This is a genomic window from Ruminococcus sp. (assembly GCF_019423705.1).
In the GTDB taxonomy this organism is placed as follows: domain Bacteria; phylum Bacillota; class Clostridia; order Oscillospirales; family Ruminococcaceae; genus Hominimerdicola.
This window is the reverse complement of the sequence record NZ_JAHZAX010000005.1, coordinates 173,322-189,520: the sequence shown is the minus strand read 5'-3', so window position 1 is coordinate 189,520 and position 16,199 is coordinate 173,322. Positions and strand designations below refer to the sequence as shown.

Here is a 16,199-nt window from a genome sequence, read left to right as displayed (position 1 = left end):
GATATAATTACAAATTTAATTATACTATATTTTGAACAAAAAGTCAATAGCTTTTTCCCATTTTTCTTAAAAATAAGAAGAATTTTTTCGGCTTATTTTACTACAAGATTTACAAGCTTTCCGGGAACGTAGATCTCCTTGACGATGTTCTTTCCGTCAACTGCCTTAACGATAGCTTCGTCAGCCTTTGCCTGTGCAATAACGTCGTCCTTTGCAGCGTCAGCGGCGATGGTGAGCTTAGCCTTTACCTTGCCGTTTATCTGACAAACGATCTCGATAGTATCGTCCTTGCAGAGTGCTTCATCATAAGATACCCACTCCTGCTCGTCAAGAACGCCCTTGCAGCCGATGAGCTGGTAAAGCTCCTCAGTAACGTGCGGTGCGAATGGATTGAGGATAATGAGGAAGTCTCTGAATTCCTTCTTTGTGATAGAGCCAACGTTGTAGATCTCATTGAGCAGAGACATCATTGCGGCGATAGCTGTGTTGAACTTCATTGCCTCGATATCTTCCGATACCTTCTTGATAGTCTTGTGCATTGCGGACTTGAGCTTGTCGCTGTATTCATTGCTGTCAACGACCTTATCCTGCAAAGCCCATACTCTGTCAACAAATCTCTTGCAGCCCTTAACGCTGCTCTCGCTCCAAGGTGCGGCCTTTTCATAGTCGCCCATAAACAGAACGTAAAGTCTGAGGACGTCAGCGCCGTACTCGTCAACAACGTCGTTAGGGTCAACGACATTGCCTCTTGACTTACTCATCTTCTCGCCGTCAGGGCCAAGGATAAGACCCTGTGCTGTTCTCTTTGCATAAGGCTCAGAAGTCGGAACAAGGCCGAGATCATAGAGGAACTTATGCCAGAAACGTGAGTAGATCATATGACGTGTAACGTGCTCCATACCTCCGTTATACCAGTCAACAGGCATCCAGTATTTCAAAGCTTCCCGTGAAGCAAATTCCTTGTCGTTCTTAGGGTCGCAATAGCGGAGGAAGTACCAAGAAGAACCTGCCCATTGCGGCATTGTGTCTGTTTCTCTCTTAGCGTCGCAGCCGCACTTAGGGCACTTGCAGTTTACGAATGACTCGATCTTAGCAAGCGGGCTCTCGCCATCTGTACCAGGCTCAAAGTTCTTTACCGGTGGCAGCTTGAGCGGAAGCTCGTCATATGGAACCGGTACCATTCCGCAATGAGGGCAATGAACGATCGGGATAGGCTCGCCCCAATATCTCTGACGGTTGAACGCCCAGTCCTTCATCTTATACTGTACGCCCTTTTCGCCGCAGCCCAGCTTGTCAAGAACAGTAAGCATTTTTTCTATAGCTTCCTTCTTGTTCGTAATGCCGTTGAGCTCGCCCGAATTTACCATTTCGCCGTCGCCTGTATAAGCTTCCTCAGAAATGTCGCCGCCCTTGATAACTTCGATTATATCAATGCCGAATTTCTTTGCGAAATCATAGTCTCTTGTATCGTGAGCAGGTACGGCCATAATTGCGCCTGTGCCGTAACCCATCATAACATAGTCTGAAATGTAGATAGGGATCTCCTTGCCTGTGATAGGATTTATAGCTGTCAGGCCGTCGATCTTAACGCCTGTCTTGTCCTTCACAAGCTGTGTTCTTTCAAATTCGCTCTTCTTTGCGCACTCTGTCTTATAAGCGTCAAGGTCAGCGATATTTGCAATGCTGTCTCTGTACTTCTGAATGATAGGGTGCTCAGGAGCGATGACCATAAATGTAACGCCGTAAAGTGTGTCAGGACGTGTGGTATAGATTCTCAGCTGCTCGTCCTGCTCCTTGATCTTGAAGTTTACGAAAGCGCCTGTTGACTTGCCTATCCAGTTCTGCTGCTGGAGCTTGATATTTGGCAGATAGTCAACTTCTTCAAGTCCCTGAAGGAGCTTGTCGGCATACTCTGTTATCCTAAGATACCAAACTTCCTTTGTTTTCTGAACGATCTCGCTGTGACAAACGTCGCAATGGCCGCCCTGTGAGTCCTCGTTTGAAAGAACTACCTTACAGCTTGGGCAATAGTTTACAAGGGTCTTGTCTCTGAAAACAAGGCCGTTCTCGAACATTTTGAGGAATATCCATTGCGTCCACTTATAATATCCTTCGTCTGTTGTGTCGATAACTCTCGACCAGTCGAAAGAAAAACCAACTCTCTTGAGCTGACCTGTGAACTTCTTGATGTTCTCATCTGTTACCTGTCTTGGGTGAACGCCGGTCTTGATAGCTGTGTTCTCAGTCGGCAGACCATAAGCGTCAAAGCCTATCGGGAACAAAACGTTGTAGCCCTGCATACGTCTCTTACGGCTTACGACCTCAAGGCCGGAATAAGCCTTGATATGACCAACGTGCATACCGTGGCCGGAAGGATATGGGAACTCTACAAGACCATAGAACTTCTTCTTTGAATAGTCATCGCTGGCTTTAAAAGTTCCGTGCTCGTCCCAATACTTCTGCCATTTGCTTTCAATGGCGGAAAAATCATAGTTCTTCATTTTTATCAATCCTTTGTTAAATTATAATTGTCAAAATCAGTCCTGAGTCTCTTCAGGCAAAAACTGTTTTACGTCGATATTTTTGCCGTCAGACCAAAGTCTTTCAAGATTATAGTAGTTTCTTGTTTCGCTGTAAAAAACGTGAACGATTATATCGCCGTAATCCAGTACCACCCAAGTCGCACCCTGATAGCCCTCAGTTCTGTTCGGTTCGATGCCCTGCTGGCTCATCTTGAACTCAACTTCTTCTGCAAGCGCCTTTGTCTGAGTGCTGGAAGTACCGTTTGCGATGACAAAATAGTCCGCAACGATAGTAAGATCGCCGATCTCGATGATCTGTATATCCTCAGCTCTCTTGGAATCAAGAGCCTTTACTATTGTAGCAAGCTTTTCATTCTGAGAAATGTTACTCATAAAAATCTCCTTTATTTTGAAATTAAAGCAAAATCATTATATGCCTCAAGGGTCGACACGGGAATGGTATTGCCCTTGTCGACTGAGTCCTTTATGGAAAATCTAAGGGCTTCGAGCATTGCTTTTTCAAGGCTCTGCTCGGCATATTTTCTCATTCTCTTTACATCCTTATAATCTCTGTCCTCAGATATAAGGTCGGCAAGATACACGATCTGGCTAAGCTTCGGCATATTTCCGCAGGCAACTGTATGATATCTTATTGCGGAAATTATCTCGGGGTCGTGAATATCAAAAAGCGTCTGCACAAGCTCAGCCCCTGCAATGCCGTGAAAAAGCGGCATTGCTTTCTTTTCGATCTCGCAAACGTCAAGGCTTGATTTCTCGACGATTTTTGCAAGCTCCACCGCCGGTATCTCCTTGGCAACGTCGTGAAGCAGTCCTGCAACATATGCCTTATCCTCGTCTGCGCCGTATCTTTTTGCCAGCGTCACCGCCGCATTTGCCACATTCACCGAATGTGTATATCTTTTCTTTGATAGATGTTCTTTTAAATAAGCCTTATAAGCTCCGATAGTTTTTTTATCTGCCACTTGGAAAACCTCTGTTATACAAATTTTTGTCCACTATATATTGTACAACATTTTTATTCAAATAGCAAGAGCAATCAAGATTTTTTTTCAGTCTGTCCCTTATCTCGCTGGAAGATATCTCAAAAGGCTCGGTCTGCACGATGATTATATCACCGCCGATAGCCCTTAGCTCCTCAGCTTTCTGCTCTATCGCCATAATATCTTCCCTTGAACGTGCCACGCACACAAGTGCCGCAAGGGTCAGTATCTCACGGTAGTTATACCACGCCTCAAATGAAAGCAGCATATCGCCTCCCATAATAAAGAACAGCTTATCCTCTGGATACTGCGCTTTCAAATGCCTTAGCGTTATGACAGAATAGCTCTTGCCCTCCTGCCTCAGCTCCCAGTCTGATATCTCAGTGCCCTTTATATCTGAAAACGCAAGTCTGCACATATTGAGCCTGTCCTCAGATGAAGCAAGGTCGGGGGCTTCTTTGTGGGGCGGTATCCTGTCGGGCATAATAATTACTCTGTCAAGTCCTGCCTGCGCCATAACGCTCACAAGACAATTTTCGTGACCCTTATGGACAGGATTGAACGTTCCACCAAAAATGCCGATATTCATTACTTGGACTTGAGCTTTATAACAGGCTCTTTCTCATTGCGCTTATAAAGCACAGCCTTTGATCCGATTACCTGTACCACTTCGGCGTTTATCTTTTCGGATATCTCCTCTGCTGCTTCTCTTGCAGTGTACATCGAGTTATCAAGCACCTTTATCTTAACGAGCTCGTGCACTCTGAGATAATCGTCTATCTGAGCCACCTGTGCGTCGTTCACTCCGCCCTTGCCTATCTGAAATGCAGGCTGAATAAGTGAAGCCATACCTTTGAGTTCCGCTCTCTGCTTAGTTGTTATCATATTCTAATTCCTTTCGGTTTATTTTGTAAGTTCCTTTAGCAAGGCTTTCAAAGCATTTGCCCTGTGTGAAACGGCGTTCTTTGTCTCGGCGTCCACCTGCGCAAAGCTTTTGCCATCATACATAAATATAGGGTCATAGCCAAAGCCGTTTTCGCCAACAGGCTCATAGCCTATCTTTCCGAACACTTTGCCCTCAACGGCGATCTCCTCGCCGTCTGCCTTGATGAAATGTATGGTGCAGGTAAAGTGCGCACCACGCTTATCATCGGCAACGTCTTTGAGCTTTTCAAGCACAAGAGCTGTACGCTCCTCATCAGAGCTAAGTCCGCCGTATCTTGCGGAATAAACGCCCGGTTCGCCGTTCAAAGCGTCTATCTCAAGACCGCTGTCATCTGCAAGAACTGCACAGCCGCAAAGCTTATAAGCGGCTCTTGCCTTAAGTGCTGAATTCTCCGCAAAGGTAGTTCCCGTCTCTTCAACGTCAAGATCAATGCCCGCCTCAGACTGGGACATAACCTCATAGCCAAGCGGCTCCAAAAGCTGCTTGTATTCTCTTATCTTGCCTTTATTATTGCTTGCAATAACAAGTTTCATAAATTCTCCTTAACTGTGTATATATGACACTCTGTTTTTTCTGAATTTCTCACGGCATTTCATTGCCTTATCCTTGAAAATAGTACCGATACAATCTTCGTTGAATATGACCCTCATATCGCAGTCCATTGCACCGATAGCCGTGTTTCCGATAGACACGCCGCCGTCAACGCCTACAAACTCTATCTCTTTGACGTTTCTCGCTCTCATAAAGTCCTCGAGAGCATTGTTTGTGAAAGCATCTGGTTTATTTTTTGCATAAATATTTTTGGAAACGACTTTGAGTTTTGCCGGAAAGCTTGCCGCAGGAGTTCCCTCTTTCGGCATTGAACCGCCAAGCAGACCCTTTTTATAGCTGACTATATAAAAGACTTCCTCGGGCTTATATGCCGCTATCCTTTTATTTATATTTTCGATAAGCGCCTCAGCGTCATAGGGATAAGCCGACTTATCTCTGCCCCTGCCAACATACATCTCCTGCATATCAACAACAAACAAAACCTTATCCATTTTTTGATTTCCCCCTACTATACTTTATTAATTGCTTTCTTCTAATCAAATATTTTTTATACAAATTATTCAAACAGCGCTTCTACAAAATCTCTTGAAGAGAACGGCTGTATATCGTCTATTTTTTCGCCGACTGTAACAAGCTTAACAGGCACTTTAAGATCATCTGTGATACTGATTATTATTCCGCCCTTTGCTGTTCCGTCAAGCTTTGTGAGGATTATGCCTGTGATATCTGCAACCTCATTGAACTGTCTCGCCTGATTGACTGCGTTCTGTCCTGTTGTGGCGTCAAGGGCAAGCAGTACCTCAAGGGCACATCCCTCTGCCTGCTGGTGAACGATCCTAGATATCTTTTTCAGCTCGTCCATAAGATTTTTTTTATTGTGTAGACGTCCTGCCGTATCGCAGATAACAACATCTGCCTGTCTTGCCTTTGCGGCAGAAAGTGCGTCATATACAACAGACGCAGGGTCAGAACCCTCGTTGTGCTTGATGATATCGACCCCTGCACGCTTTGTCCAAACTTCAAGCTGGTCGATAGCTGCCGCTCTGAAAGTATCAGCCGCCGCAACGATGACCTTTTTGCCCTGATTATGGAGCTGATAAGCAAGCTTGCCGATAGTTGTCGTCTTGCCAACGCCGTTTACGCCGATAACAAGAATGACTGACGGCGTCGTGGACATATCAAGGGGCTGTGGCTCTCCCAGCATTTCTGTGATGATATCCTTTAGCATATCCTTGATCTTCTCGGGTTCTTTAACGCTCTCCTGCTTAACACGCTGCCTCAGCGTATCGCATATTTTTTCAGAAGTGGTAACGCCTATATCGCAAAGGATCAAAGTCTCTTCAAGCTCTTCAAAAAGATCTTCGTCGATCTTGCTGAATGAGCTGAGCAGGCTCTCGATCCTGCCCATCATCGAGTCTTTGGTCTTTTTAAGTCCGTTTTTCAGTTTTTCAAAAAATCCCATTCTATCACTCCTATTCAAGTTCCATTTGATGCGTCTGTGAAACGTCCATTTTCAGAAGCTTTGAAACGCCCTTTTCCTGCATCGTTACACCGTAAAGCACGTCGGCTTCTTCCATTGTGCCACGTCTGTGGGTGATGGTAATAAACTGTGTTTTATCTGTAAGGTGATGAAGATACTGCGCATATTTTGAAACGTTCACATCATCGAGCGCCGCCTCGATCTCGTCCAAAAGGCAAAACGGCGACGGCGATATCTTGAGTATCGCAAAGTATATTGCGATCGCCACAAGCGCCTGCTCGCCGCCCGAAAGCGACATAAGGTTCGTTATTACCTTGCCCGGCGGCTGAACGTTTATCTCTATGCCGCAGGTGAGCACGTTATTCATATCTGTGAGTATGAGCTCGCATTGGCCGCCGCCAAAAAGCTCGGTGAATATCTTCTTGAAATTGCTGTTTATCTTCTCGAAGGTGTCGATAAACATATTTTTCATATTCTCAGTCAGGTCTTCGATAAGCTCTTCAAGCTTCAATTTGGAGACGTTGACGTCATAGAGCTGGCCTGTTATGAGCTCATATCGCTGTGAGACCTCTGCATACTCTTCGATAGCGCCAAGATTGACGTGACCGAGAGCCTTTATCTTGCTGCGCAGCTCATTGAGTCGCTTATTTGCCGCCGTCAAGTCCTCGATCTCCTCTGCGATCTCCGCAGCGTCGCTTCTTGTGAGCTCGTAATCGTCCCACAACTGCGCAACCAGCTTGTCAAAACCTGCGGTGACAGACTTTTTCTGCTCCTCAGTTCTTGAAAGCTGACCCGAGAGAGTTTCCTTCTCGTCCATTTTTATTTTCTGCTTTGAACGCAGCTTGTTTGCGGCGTTGTCAAGCTCCAAATGCTCCTGCTGAGCCGCCTCAACAGACTTGTTTATGGAAGCAATTATCTCGTCAGCGCCCCCAAGCTTTTTACGGGTATCCTCGATAAGCTTGTTTTTCTCAGCGATAGTTTTTTCACAATCGGCAATGTTCTGTGTCAGCCTGCCGCTGTCGTCGTCGCTTCCGCTGATAGTCTCTTCAAGCTGCTGGATAGAGAGCCTGCACGCTTCGCAGTCCTTGACTATCTCAGCGGCGCTTATCTTCATTTCAGACAGCTCCTGACTAATTGCTTCACGCTTCTGTCTGAGCTGTGCCTGCTCGTTTTGCGAATCTGCAAGCTTGCCCTCGTTATCAGCTATCTCAGTTTCGATGGCCGCAAGATCAGTCTGCGCCTTGTCAAGGTCGCTTTCAGCGGCAACAAGCTTTTTCTTCAACCTTTCGATAAGCATATCATTTTCATCGAGCTTGCTCTCATAATCGCTGTAATACTCGCTGACACGCTTTATCTCCATTTCAAACCGCAAGCAATCGCCGCTGACCTGTGAAAGCTGCTCTTTATAGCCCTCGATATCGGCATTGAACTTTGCCACTTCTTGGCTGAGCTTTTCACGCTTTTCACGAAGCTCGCCAAAGCTTTGTTCAAGGTTTGCCTTTTTCTTGTTCAGCGCTTCGATCTCGTTCTTACGGGTCAAAAGTCCAGTTTTCTTTGAAACGCTACCACCCGTGAACGAACCGCCTGCATTTATGACCTGTCCGTCAAGGGTGACGATACGGAATTTATAGCCGTATTTTTTGGCAATGTTCGTTGCATAGTCGATATCCTCGGCAATACATATCCTGCCAAGAAGACTGTCGATTATGCCCCTATATTTCCCGTCAAATTTTACAAGTTCGCATCCGAGAGCAACAAATCCGTCCTCGTTATCGAGCTGCGGCATATTTAGCCTTGTGCCCTTTACCGAAGTTATTGGCAAGAACGTAGCTCTGCCCGCCTTGTCGTCTTTGAGCAGTCTCATGCAGCGCTTTGCTGAGTCCTCATTCTCAACGACAATGTTCTGCAAGGCTCCGCCCAAAGCCGTCTCGATAGCCACAGAATACTTTGATTCAACGCTGATAAGCTGTGCGACCGAGCCGCATATTCCGCTTATCCTGCCCTGCTTTGAAGCTTTCATAACGTGCTTTACGCTATAAACGAAGCCCTCCATTGAGTTTTCAAGATCATTCAAAATGCCTATCTTGGAATTTACTTCACGAAGCGCAACGTCCGTATCTGCGAACTTTGCGCTGCAGTCTTTCAGCTTTGTGCTTCTCGATTCAAGAAGCTTGTTAAGTCCGCCGAGCTGATTTGTAAGCTCTTCTTTTCTGTCGTCAGCCTTTGATTTTGACTCACGCAGTTCTCTCAGCTCTTTGGAAGAAAGCTTTGAATGTTCCTCAAGCTGGCTCTGATAATCGAGAGCTTTTTCAGTCTGCTCCTCGATATCAGCAATGTTATTTTTAGCATTTTCAAGTCTGAAAGAAGTCTCAGACTTTTTCATATAAAGACCGTTTATAAAGCTGCCTGCATCGCTAACTGTCTTGTCAGACTGTTCGGTTTTTGAAAGCAGCTCCGCAAGCTCGTTTTCCTTGTCATTAACAGCCTTATCCTGCTGTGCGCTTTTTTCATTCAAGCTTTCAAGGTCTTCACGCCTTTTTTTCAACTCAGCCTCAAGATAGTATTTTGAAGCCTTTGACTGCTCGATCTGATCTTTGAGCTGCAAAATATTATCTTCAAGGTGCGAAATATCATTTTCAAGTACCTTTATATCGGCAAGCGCTTGCGAATTCTCAAGCTCCACCTGATGTATTTTATTCTTGAGTTCGTCAGCCTCTTCAGCCTTTTCGGCGCTCTTTGCAAAGCTGTCGTCGATCTCATTTTCAATTGTCTCAAGCTCGCCCGTCAGCTCGTCATACTGCTTCTTCATAGCCTTGAGCTTTTCAGTATAGCCCGAGATCTGCGCCATATAATCGTTGAGCTTATACACCCAAACCGACACTTCAAGCTGTCTTTTTTCAGTATCCAGCACACGGAATTTTTCCGCCTTTTCAGACTGAGCTTTCAGCGGCCCAACACGGCTTTCAAGCTCGCCGATTATATCGTTGAGCCTTGAAATATTATCCTCTGCAGCAACAAGCTTTCGCTCTGCTTCCTCTTTCTTGAAACGGAATTTCGAGATACCAGCAGCTTCTTCAAATATCTCACGGCGATCGTTTGACTTACCGTTGACGATATCAGCTATCCTGCCCTGTCCGATTATGGAATATCCGTCACGGCCAAGACCTGTGTCCATAAACAGCTCCACGACGTCTTTAAGTCTAACGCCCTTGCCGTTTATCATATATTCGCTGTCGCCATTGCGGTAAAGCTTTCTTGAAACGGAAACTGTGTCGCTGTCGTACTCCAGCGCCCCGTCCTCGTTATCAATGGTGATAGTCACCTGTGCAAAAGGCGCTTTAGGGCGTGTTTGCGTTCCGTGAAAAATAACGCCCGACATCTTTTCGCCACGGAGAGTTTTTGAGGACTGCTCGCCCATTACCCAACGCATAGCGTCGCCGATATTGCTCTTGCCGGAGCCATTCGGTCCTACAACTGCGGTGATACCTTTATTGAATTTAAGCTCTATCTTATCGGGAAATGACTTGAAGCCTTGAAGCTCCAACGATCTCAGATACATTATTTCTCACCGCCTTTATATTTGATCTCCTCTATTTTCAAGCCCTCAGCACCGCTTTTCTGCACGATCTTCAGCTCGATACCTTTGTTTTTGAAATGCTCTATATTGCACTTTTTCTGTCCGATAGCCTTGCTTAGCTCCTTTGGTGATACCGACATCACCGCAGACTTGATGTTTTCATCATCGAGCATTCGCTCCAGCTTTTTCAGGTAATTCCTGCCCTCGCAAAGTTCTCTGAACGCAGGGTGATAAAATCCGCCAAGCATTTGCGCTTCAACGACCTCGCTTGCGTGAAGTCCCAGCTTTATAACGTTTATGCCACGCTTTTCTGCGTCCTCAAGAAAATCAGAACACAGGCTGACAACATCATCAAAAGCCATCGGCTTGAACTCACCGCTTCCATAAAGCTCGCCAAGCTTCGTTCCTGCAAGTATCACAACAGGATAAATGCGAACTGTTCTCGGCTCGAGCGCCGATATCCGCCGCCAAGTCTCAAGCTCGTCAGCCTTTGTGCTTTGATAAAGCCCCACCATCATTTGCAGCCCAAGTTCAAAGCAGCCATAGCTTTTTATAAGCTTTGAAGCGTTCTCGATATCCGCCGCCGAGTGCCCACGCTCATTGGCTTCAAGCACTCTGTCCACCATTGACTGTGCCCCGAGCTCAATTGCCGTTACGCCGTGGGTTTTGAGTATGTCAAGTATTTCGCTGTCGATATAATCGGGGCGTGTAGATATTCTTATGCCGCTGAATTTTCCCTCGCCAACAAACTCGTCAGCCGCTTCAAGCAGTTCCAGCATATAATCTCTCGGCACGGCTGTAAAGCTTCCGCCGAAAAACGCTATCTCCGTCTGTGACGGGTCTTTGACCTCACCCATTGCCTGGGAGCAAATGCGCCGCACATCATCTGCGTGGGGAATCTTTTCCGTGCCTGTGATAGTCCGCTGATTGCAGAATGCGCACATATGCGGACAGCCGATATGGGGCACGAAAATCGAAATATTACTGTGCGCCATAGCCCATTAATTCCAATGCTTCCTTTGCGGCGAACTGCTCCGCAGACTTCTTTGATCTGCCTGTGCCCTCGCCAATAACGTTGCTGTTAAGAAGCACCTGAACAGTAAATTTCTTGTTGTGATCGGGACCCGATTCGCTCTTGAGGTGATACTCAATGCGCTCCTCGGGATTTTTCTGTATAACTTCCTGCAAGATCGTCTTGTAATCGTGGAATGCTGAGCCGTCAGGCGTGATATTCTCGGGGATAAACGAGAGGATATACTTGCTTACAGGCTTGATACCGCCGTCAAGATATATTGCTGCGATAACAGCTTCAAAGGCGTCGGAGATTATTGAAGGTCTCTCACGACCGCCTGTAAGCTCTTCACCCTTGCCGAGGAAGATATACTTGCCAAGCTCTATCTTCTTTGAGAACTCAAACAGCGCCTTTTCACATACCAGCGACGCTCTCATTTTTGTGAGCTCGCCCTCGGGCAGGTGCTTGTAATGCTCAAAAATATGGTCTGAAACGACTATCGAAAGCACGGAGTCGCCCAAAAATTCAAGTCTCTCGTTGCTGTTTCTTGCTTTTTTATTTTCATTAGCAAAGGACGAATGCGAAAGCGCTTCATAAAGCAGCTTTTCGTCCTTGAAAGTATAGCCGATCCTTTTCTGAAACTCTTTAAGAGCCGTCAGTTCGTCCATTATAACATCTCCTGTTTGCTTTTCATCTGTTCAATGGCAGAAGTTATCTCGTCAATGACCTTTGTTTCTGTGAACTGTTTTGCCTGTCTGATCGCATTGTAGAATGCTCTGGCATTTGATGAGCCGTGAGCCTTGATAACAGGCTTTGCTGTACCGAGGAGCGGTGCTCCGCCGTATTCGGAATAGTCTACCTTTTTCTTGAATTCCTTTACGTTCTTCATTACCATAAGTGCTGCGATCTTTGACTTTGTGTCCTTTGTAAGAAGTGTCTTAAGCTCGCCTGAGAAGAACTTTGCCATACCCTCGTAAAGCTTGAGCATAAGGTTTCCGCAGAAGCCGTCTGCAACGCAAACGTCGCAATCGCCCATTGGAAGCTGTCTTGCTTCGATATTGCCAACAAAGTTTACAGGTGCGTTCTTGAGCTGCTTGTATGTTTCAAGCTCCAGCTCTCTTCCCTTTGACTCCTCAGCGCCGATATTCGCAAGGCCAACTCTCGGCGACTCAACTCCAAGTATCTTGTTCATATAAGCCGCACCCATTATACCGAACTGTGTTAGCATTTCAGGACGGCAGTCTGCATTTGCGCCGCTGTCAAGAAGCATTGTGGGTGTTGAAGCTGTCGGCAGGATAGTTGCAAGAGCTGGTCTCTTGATACCCTTTATTCTCTTAACGATGAAAGTTGCGCCAACTACAAGCGCACCTGTTGAGCCTGCGGAAACAAAGGCGTCACCCTCGCCGTCAGCAAGCATTCTCATACCGACTGCCATTGAGCAATCTTTCTTGCCCTTGATGACTTCGGTAGGCTCTTCGCATATCTCGATAACTGTGTTAGCGTGCCTGATATGTAAAGCTGTGATATCGAGACCATTTTCCTGTGCACATTTCTTTATCTTTGCTTCATCTCCGACAAGAGTAACGTCAACGCCGAAATCTTTCTGAGCGTCTATTGAGCCCTTGATGACTTCGAGAGGTGCGTTATCTCCGCCGAATGCGTCAATTACTATGTTCATATACAAACTCCTTAAAATTCAGCTATGGCCTTATCAAGATCAGCAAGACCTCTTTCGGCTATCACTTTGTACTTCAATTTTTTATCTCTTATACGCTCGGGCAATTCGGGAAGTATGCCCATATTACAGCCCATTGGCTGGAATTTTTCAACAGTCGGGTCGCTTATATACTTTGAAAGCGCACCCAGCATTGTGGTATCAGGCAGCGTCACCGCAGTCTTGCCCTGCAAACGTCTTGCCATACTCAGTCCTGCAAAAATTCCGCTTGCCGCCGATTCGATGTAACCCTCAACGCCTGTCATCTGACCTGCAAAATAAAGGTTCTCTCTGTCACGCATATTGAACTGCGCATTCAAAAGCCTCGGCGAATTTATGAAAGTGTTCCTGTGCATAACGCCATAGCGCATAAATTCAGCGTTTTCAAGACCTGTTATCAACGAGAAAACTCGCTTCTGCTCGCCGAATTTCAGATTTGTCTGAAATCCCACAAGGTTATAAAGGCTGCCCTCGGCGTTCTCCGCTCTGAGCTGTACAACCGCATAAGGTCTGCTGCCCGTTCTCGGGTCAGTAAGTCCAACGGGCTTTAATGGGCCAAAACGCATTGTGTCCTCGCCACGCTTTGCAAGCACTTCAACAGGCATACAGCCCTCGTAGACCTTAAAACCATCCTTTGAGAAATGCTCCTTATCAAAGTCGTGGAGCGGTGCCGACTCAGCATTTATAAGCTCGTTATAAAATCTCAGATACTCTTCCTTGTTCATCGGGCAATTGATATAATCAGCCTCGCCCTTGCCATAACGTGAGGCAAAGAAAACCTTGTCCTTGTCAAGGCTCTCATAAGTCACGATCGGCGCTGCGGCGTCGTGAAAATAGAGATAATCGCCGCAGATCTTGCCAATGCTCTCGGCAAGTCCGTCGCTTGTAAGAGGGCCTGTTGCTATTATAACGTCCCCCTCTGGGATCTCAGTCAGTTCTTCCTCGATGACCTTTATGTGTTCGTTATTTCTTATGTTTTCCGTTACCATATCGGAAAACTTTTCCCTGTCAACAGCCAACGCACCGCCTGCAGAGACCTTTGTCTCGGCGGCACAAGCCATTGTAAGCGAGCCAAGCCTTCTCATTTCCTCTTTTAACATTCCTGCGGCAGAATCTATCCTGTCCGCCTTCAAGGAATTTGAGCAAACGAGCTCGGCAAAGCCCTTGTATTTATGAGCAGGGGTGAACTTTTTCGGCTTCATTTCATAAAGCTCAACGTCTATCCCTGCGTTCGCAAGCTGCCAAGCCGCTTCACAGCCCGCAAGTCCTGCGCCTATAACCTTAACCGCCATTGGACAAATTCCTTTCATATCCGCAATCGGGTTTATGACAAATAAGCATTCCGTTCTTGCCGCCCTTTTGGAACAAGGTGCTTCCGCACTTCGGGCATTTTTCTTCTGTCGGAACGTCCCAAGTCATAAACTTGCACTCGGGGTTATCCTCGCAGCCGTAATACTTCTTGCCCTTTTTGGACTTTTTGAGCAGCACCTTTTTGCCGCAATATGGGCAGAAGCCGCCTGTTTCCTGAACGATCTTCTTAGTGTTGGTACACTCAGGGAAGCCCGAACAGGCCATAAACTTGCCGTATCTGCCTATCTTTATTACCATAGGCTTTCCGCAGACCTCACAGACCTGGTCGGTCTCCTCGTCGGGAACTTTGATACGCTTGCCGTCCATTGCCTCTTCCGCCTTTGTGAGCTCGTCGTCAAACTCGCCGTAAAAGTCCTGCAAAGTCTTTACCCAGCTCTTCTTGCCGCTTTCGACTTCATCAAGCGAGTGCTCCATATTCGCCGTGAACTTCACGTCAACTATCTTGTCAAAATGCTCGCTCATAAGCTGGTTCGTCACCTCGCCGAGAGCTGTTGGCTTGAGCTGCTTTCCGTCACGCTCAACATAATTTCTGTTGACGATAGTTGTGATAGTCGGCACATATGTTGACGGTCTGCCTATTCCCGTTTCTTCAAAAGCCTTTACAAGTGTGGCTTCGGTGTATCTTGCTGGCGGCTGAGTGAAATGCTGATTGCCCTCAAGTGAGCGAACTTTCAGCGTGTCCCCAGCCTTTATTGGCGGCAGAACGTTTTTCTTCTCGCCCTCTTCGTCCTTTGCTTCCTCATAAAGCACGGTAAAACCGTCGAACTTAACGGAATAACCTGTTGCCTTGAAATTGCAGCCGTTGGCAAGAATATCAACGGAAACTGTATCCATAAGGCAGTTTGACATCTGTGAAGCGATAAATCTTTCCCAAATGAGCTTGTAAAGCTTGTACTGGTCGTTGGTCACGCCGCTGGCCTTTACGATATCTGGGGTGACTTCTGGGTGCGTCGGTCTGATAGCTTCGTGACCGTCCTGCGCATTGCCCTTGGTCTTATATTTTTTCGGGGTATCGGGGATATACTTATCACCGTATTTATTTCTGATAAAGTCATAAGCCGCAGCCCTTGCTTCGTCGGAAATTCTCAAGCTGTCGGTACGCATATATGTGATAAGACCCGTCTGACCCATATCCTTTATCTCAACACCTTCATAAAGTTCCTGAGCGGTTTTCATCGTTCTTCTCGCTTGGAAGCTGAGACGTCTTGAAGCTTCCTGCTGGAGGGTCGAGGTAGTGAATGGAGCTGCCGGTGACTTTCTGTGGACGCTCTTTTTCACCTTGTCGATAACAAAGTCAGCATCCTCGAGCCTTTTAAGTATCTCGTCAGCTTCTTCTTTGGTCTTTATCTCGACCTTATTGCCGTCAACAGTATTGAGCTTTGCCGCAAATGTCTTTCTTTCGCCGTTTGCAGAAAACTTTCCGTCGATAGACCAATATTCCTGCGACACGAATGAACGTATCTCGTTCTCTCTGTCGCAAATCATCTTAACCGCAACAGACTGAACTCTGCCTGCGGAAAGGCCTTTTCTTATCTTTCTCCAAAGGAAAGGCGAAAGCTTATAGCCCACAAGTCTGTCAAGGATACGCCTTGCCTGCTGGGCATTGACAAGATTGATGTCAATAGAACGTGGGTGGCTCATTCCAGCTTTGATACCCGTTTCGGTGAGCTCATTAAAAGTCACTCTGTTCTTGTCGTTAAGATCAAGGCCCAGCAAAAGCGCCAAATGCCAAGAAATGGCCTCTCCCTCACGATCTGGGTCTCCTGCGAGATAGACGTGATCGCTTTTCTTTGCAAGCTTCTTTATATCCTTGATAAGGCCTTCCTTATCCTTTATATTCACATATTTAGGTTCAAAATCGTGCTCTATATCAACACCGAGCTTTGACTTAGGCAGGTCTCTGACGTGACCCTTTGAAGCGACAACTTCATAGTCTCCGCTGAGATATCTCTTTATCGTCTTTATTTTAGTCGGTGACTCTACTATTATCAAATTAGACAAATAAATTCTCCATTCCAATTAAA

The 16,199-nt window shown here is 46.3% G+C and carries 14 protein-coding genes; all 14 read right to left on the bottom strand.

The window, feature by feature from the left end:
• Window positions 1–92 precede the first annotated feature (92 nt).
• Window positions 93–2,507, bottom strand: a complete 2,415-nt coding sequence (gene leuS, locus QZ371_RS05970) for a leucine--tRNA ligase (RefSeq protein ID WP_366558706.1) — start codon at window positions 2,505–2,507, stop codon at window positions 93–95.
• Between the two features lie 30 nt (window positions 2,508–2,537).
• Window positions 2,538–2,915 (bottom strand): ribosome silencing factor, encoded by a 378-nt coding sequence (gene rsfS / locus QZ371_RS05965; protein ID WP_295210617.1) that lies wholly within the window; start codon window positions 2,913–2,915, stop codon window positions 2,538–2,540.
• Between the two features lie 11 nt (window positions 2,916–2,926).
• The gene (gene yqeK, locus QZ371_RS05960; protein WP_295210615.1) at window positions 2,927–3,505 is read right to left on the bottom strand and encodes a bis(5'-nucleosyl)-tetraphosphatase (symmetrical) YqeK; all 579 of its coding nucleotides are present in this window, start codon (window positions 3,503–3,505) and stop codon (window positions 2,927–2,929) included.
• Window positions 3,495–4,112: a nicotinate (nicotinamide) nucleotide adenylyltransferase gene (gene nadD / locus QZ371_RS05955; protein ID WP_295210613.1), complete on the bottom strand. Its 618-nt coding sequence runs from the start codon at window positions 4,110–4,112 to the stop codon at window positions 3,495–3,497. The genes yqeK and nadD overlap by 11 nt, the downstream gene beginning before the upstream one ends.
• On the bottom strand, window positions 4,112–4,408 hold the full coding sequence (locus tag QZ371_RS05950) for a YhbY family RNA-binding protein (RefSeq protein ID WP_295210612.1): 297 nt from the start codon (window positions 4,406–4,408) through the stop codon (window positions 4,112–4,114). Before QZ371_RS05950 ends, nadD begins: the two co-directional genes overlap by 1 nt.
• Before the next feature lie 18 nt (window positions 4,409–4,426).
• A complete protein-coding gene (gene rdgB / locus QZ371_RS05945) occupies window positions 4,427–5,002 on the bottom strand; it encodes an RdgB/HAM1 family non-canonical purine NTP pyrophosphatase (protein ID WP_295210610.1) in 576 nt (191 codons plus the stop codon).
• A 9-nt stretch (window positions 5,003–5,011) separates the two neighbouring features.
• Window positions 5,012–5,512, bottom strand: a complete 501-nt coding sequence (locus QZ371_RS05940) for an isochorismatase family cysteine hydrolase (protein WP_295210608.1) — start codon at window positions 5,510–5,512, stop codon at window positions 5,012–5,014.
• Between the two features lie 65 nt (window positions 5,513–5,577).
• Window positions 5,578–6,483, bottom strand: a complete 906-nt coding sequence (gene ftsY / locus QZ371_RS05935) for a signal recognition particle-docking protein FtsY (protein WP_295210606.1) — start codon at window positions 6,481–6,483, stop codon at window positions 5,578–5,580.
• Between the two features lie 10 nt (window positions 6,484–6,493).
• Window positions 6,494–10,060: a chromosome segregation protein SMC gene (smc, locus tag QZ371_RS05930; RefSeq protein ID WP_295210604.1), complete on the bottom strand. Its 3,567-nt coding sequence runs from the start codon at window positions 10,058–10,060 to the stop codon at window positions 6,494–6,496.
• Window positions 10,060–11,073: a radical SAM protein gene (locus QZ371_RS05925; RefSeq protein WP_295210602.1), complete on the bottom strand. Its 1,014-nt coding sequence runs from the start codon at window positions 11,071–11,073 to the stop codon at window positions 10,060–10,062. The genes smc and QZ371_RS05925 overlap by 1 nt, the downstream gene beginning before the upstream one ends.
• On the bottom strand, window positions 11,060–11,758 hold the full coding sequence (rnc, locus tag QZ371_RS05920) for a ribonuclease III (RefSeq protein ID WP_295210600.1): 699 nt from the start codon (window positions 11,756–11,758) through the stop codon (window positions 11,060–11,062). Before rnc ends, QZ371_RS05925 begins: the two co-directional genes overlap by 14 nt.
• Window positions 11,758–12,768 (bottom strand): phosphate acyltransferase PlsX, encoded by a 1,011-nt coding sequence (plsX, locus tag QZ371_RS05915; RefSeq protein WP_295210598.1) that lies wholly within the window; start codon window positions 12,766–12,768, stop codon window positions 11,758–11,760. The genes rnc and plsX overlap by 1 nt, the downstream gene beginning before the upstream one ends.
• An 11-nt stretch (window positions 12,769–12,779) precedes the next feature.
• On the bottom strand, window positions 12,780–14,096 hold the full coding sequence (trmFO, locus tag QZ371_RS05910) for a methylenetetrahydrofolate--tRNA-(uracil(54)-C(5))-methyltransferase (FADH(2)-oxidizing) TrmFO (RefSeq protein WP_295210597.1): 1,317 nt from the start codon (window positions 14,094–14,096) through the stop codon (window positions 12,780–12,782).
• Window positions 14,086–16,176 carry a type I DNA topoisomerase gene (gene topA, locus QZ371_RS05905; protein WP_295210595.1) on the bottom strand — a complete coding sequence of 697 codons (2,091 nt, stop codon included), beginning with the start codon at window positions 16,174–16,176 and terminating at the stop codon, window positions 14,086–14,088. Before topA ends, trmFO begins: the two co-directional genes overlap by 11 nt.
• Window positions 16,177–16,199: the final 23 nt, after the last annotated feature.

Excerpts from the sequence above, each read along its gene's own strand:
- QZ371_RS05950 (WP_295210612.1), bottom strand. The coding sequence starts at position 4,408 with ATGATAACAACTAAGCAGAGAGCGGAACTCAAAGGTATGGCTTCACTT.
- rdgB (WP_295210610.1), bottom strand. The coding sequence starts at position 5,002 with ATGAAACTTGTTATTGCAAGCAATAATAAAGGCAAGATAAGAGAATAC.
- ftsY (WP_295210606.1), bottom strand. The coding sequence starts at position 6,483 with ATGGGATTTTTTGAAAAACTGAAAAACGGACTTAAAAAGACCAAAGAC.
- rsfS (WP_295210617.1), bottom strand. The coding sequence starts at position 2,915 with ATGAGTAACATTTCTCAGAATGAAAAGCTTGCTACAATAGTAAAGGCT.
- nadD (WP_295210613.1), bottom strand. The coding sequence starts at position 4,112 with ATGAATATCGGCATTTTTGGTGGAACGTTCAATCCTGTCCATAAGGGT.
- rnc (WP_295210600.1), bottom strand. The coding sequence starts at position 11,758 with ATGGACGAACTGACGGCTCTTAAAGAGTTTCAGAAAAGGATCGGCTAT.
- QZ371_RS05940 (WP_295210608.1), bottom strand. The coding sequence starts at position 5,512 with ATGGATAAGGTTTTGTTTGTTGTTGATATGCAGGAGATGTATGTTGGC.
- plsX (WP_295210598.1), bottom strand. The coding sequence starts at position 12,768 with ATGAACATAGTAATTGACGCATTCGGCGGAGATAACGCACCTCTCGAA.
- QZ371_RS05925 (WP_295210602.1), bottom strand. The coding sequence starts at position 11,073 with ATGGCGCACAGTAATATTTCGATTTTCGTGCCCCATATCGGCTGTCCG.
- trmFO (WP_295210597.1), bottom strand. The coding sequence starts at position 14,096 with ATGGCGGTTAAGGTTATAGGCGCAGGACTTGCGGGCTGTGAAGCGGCT.
- smc (WP_295210604.1), bottom strand. The coding sequence starts at position 10,060 with ATGTATCTGAGATCGTTGGAGCTTCAAGGCTTCAAGTCATTTCCCGAT.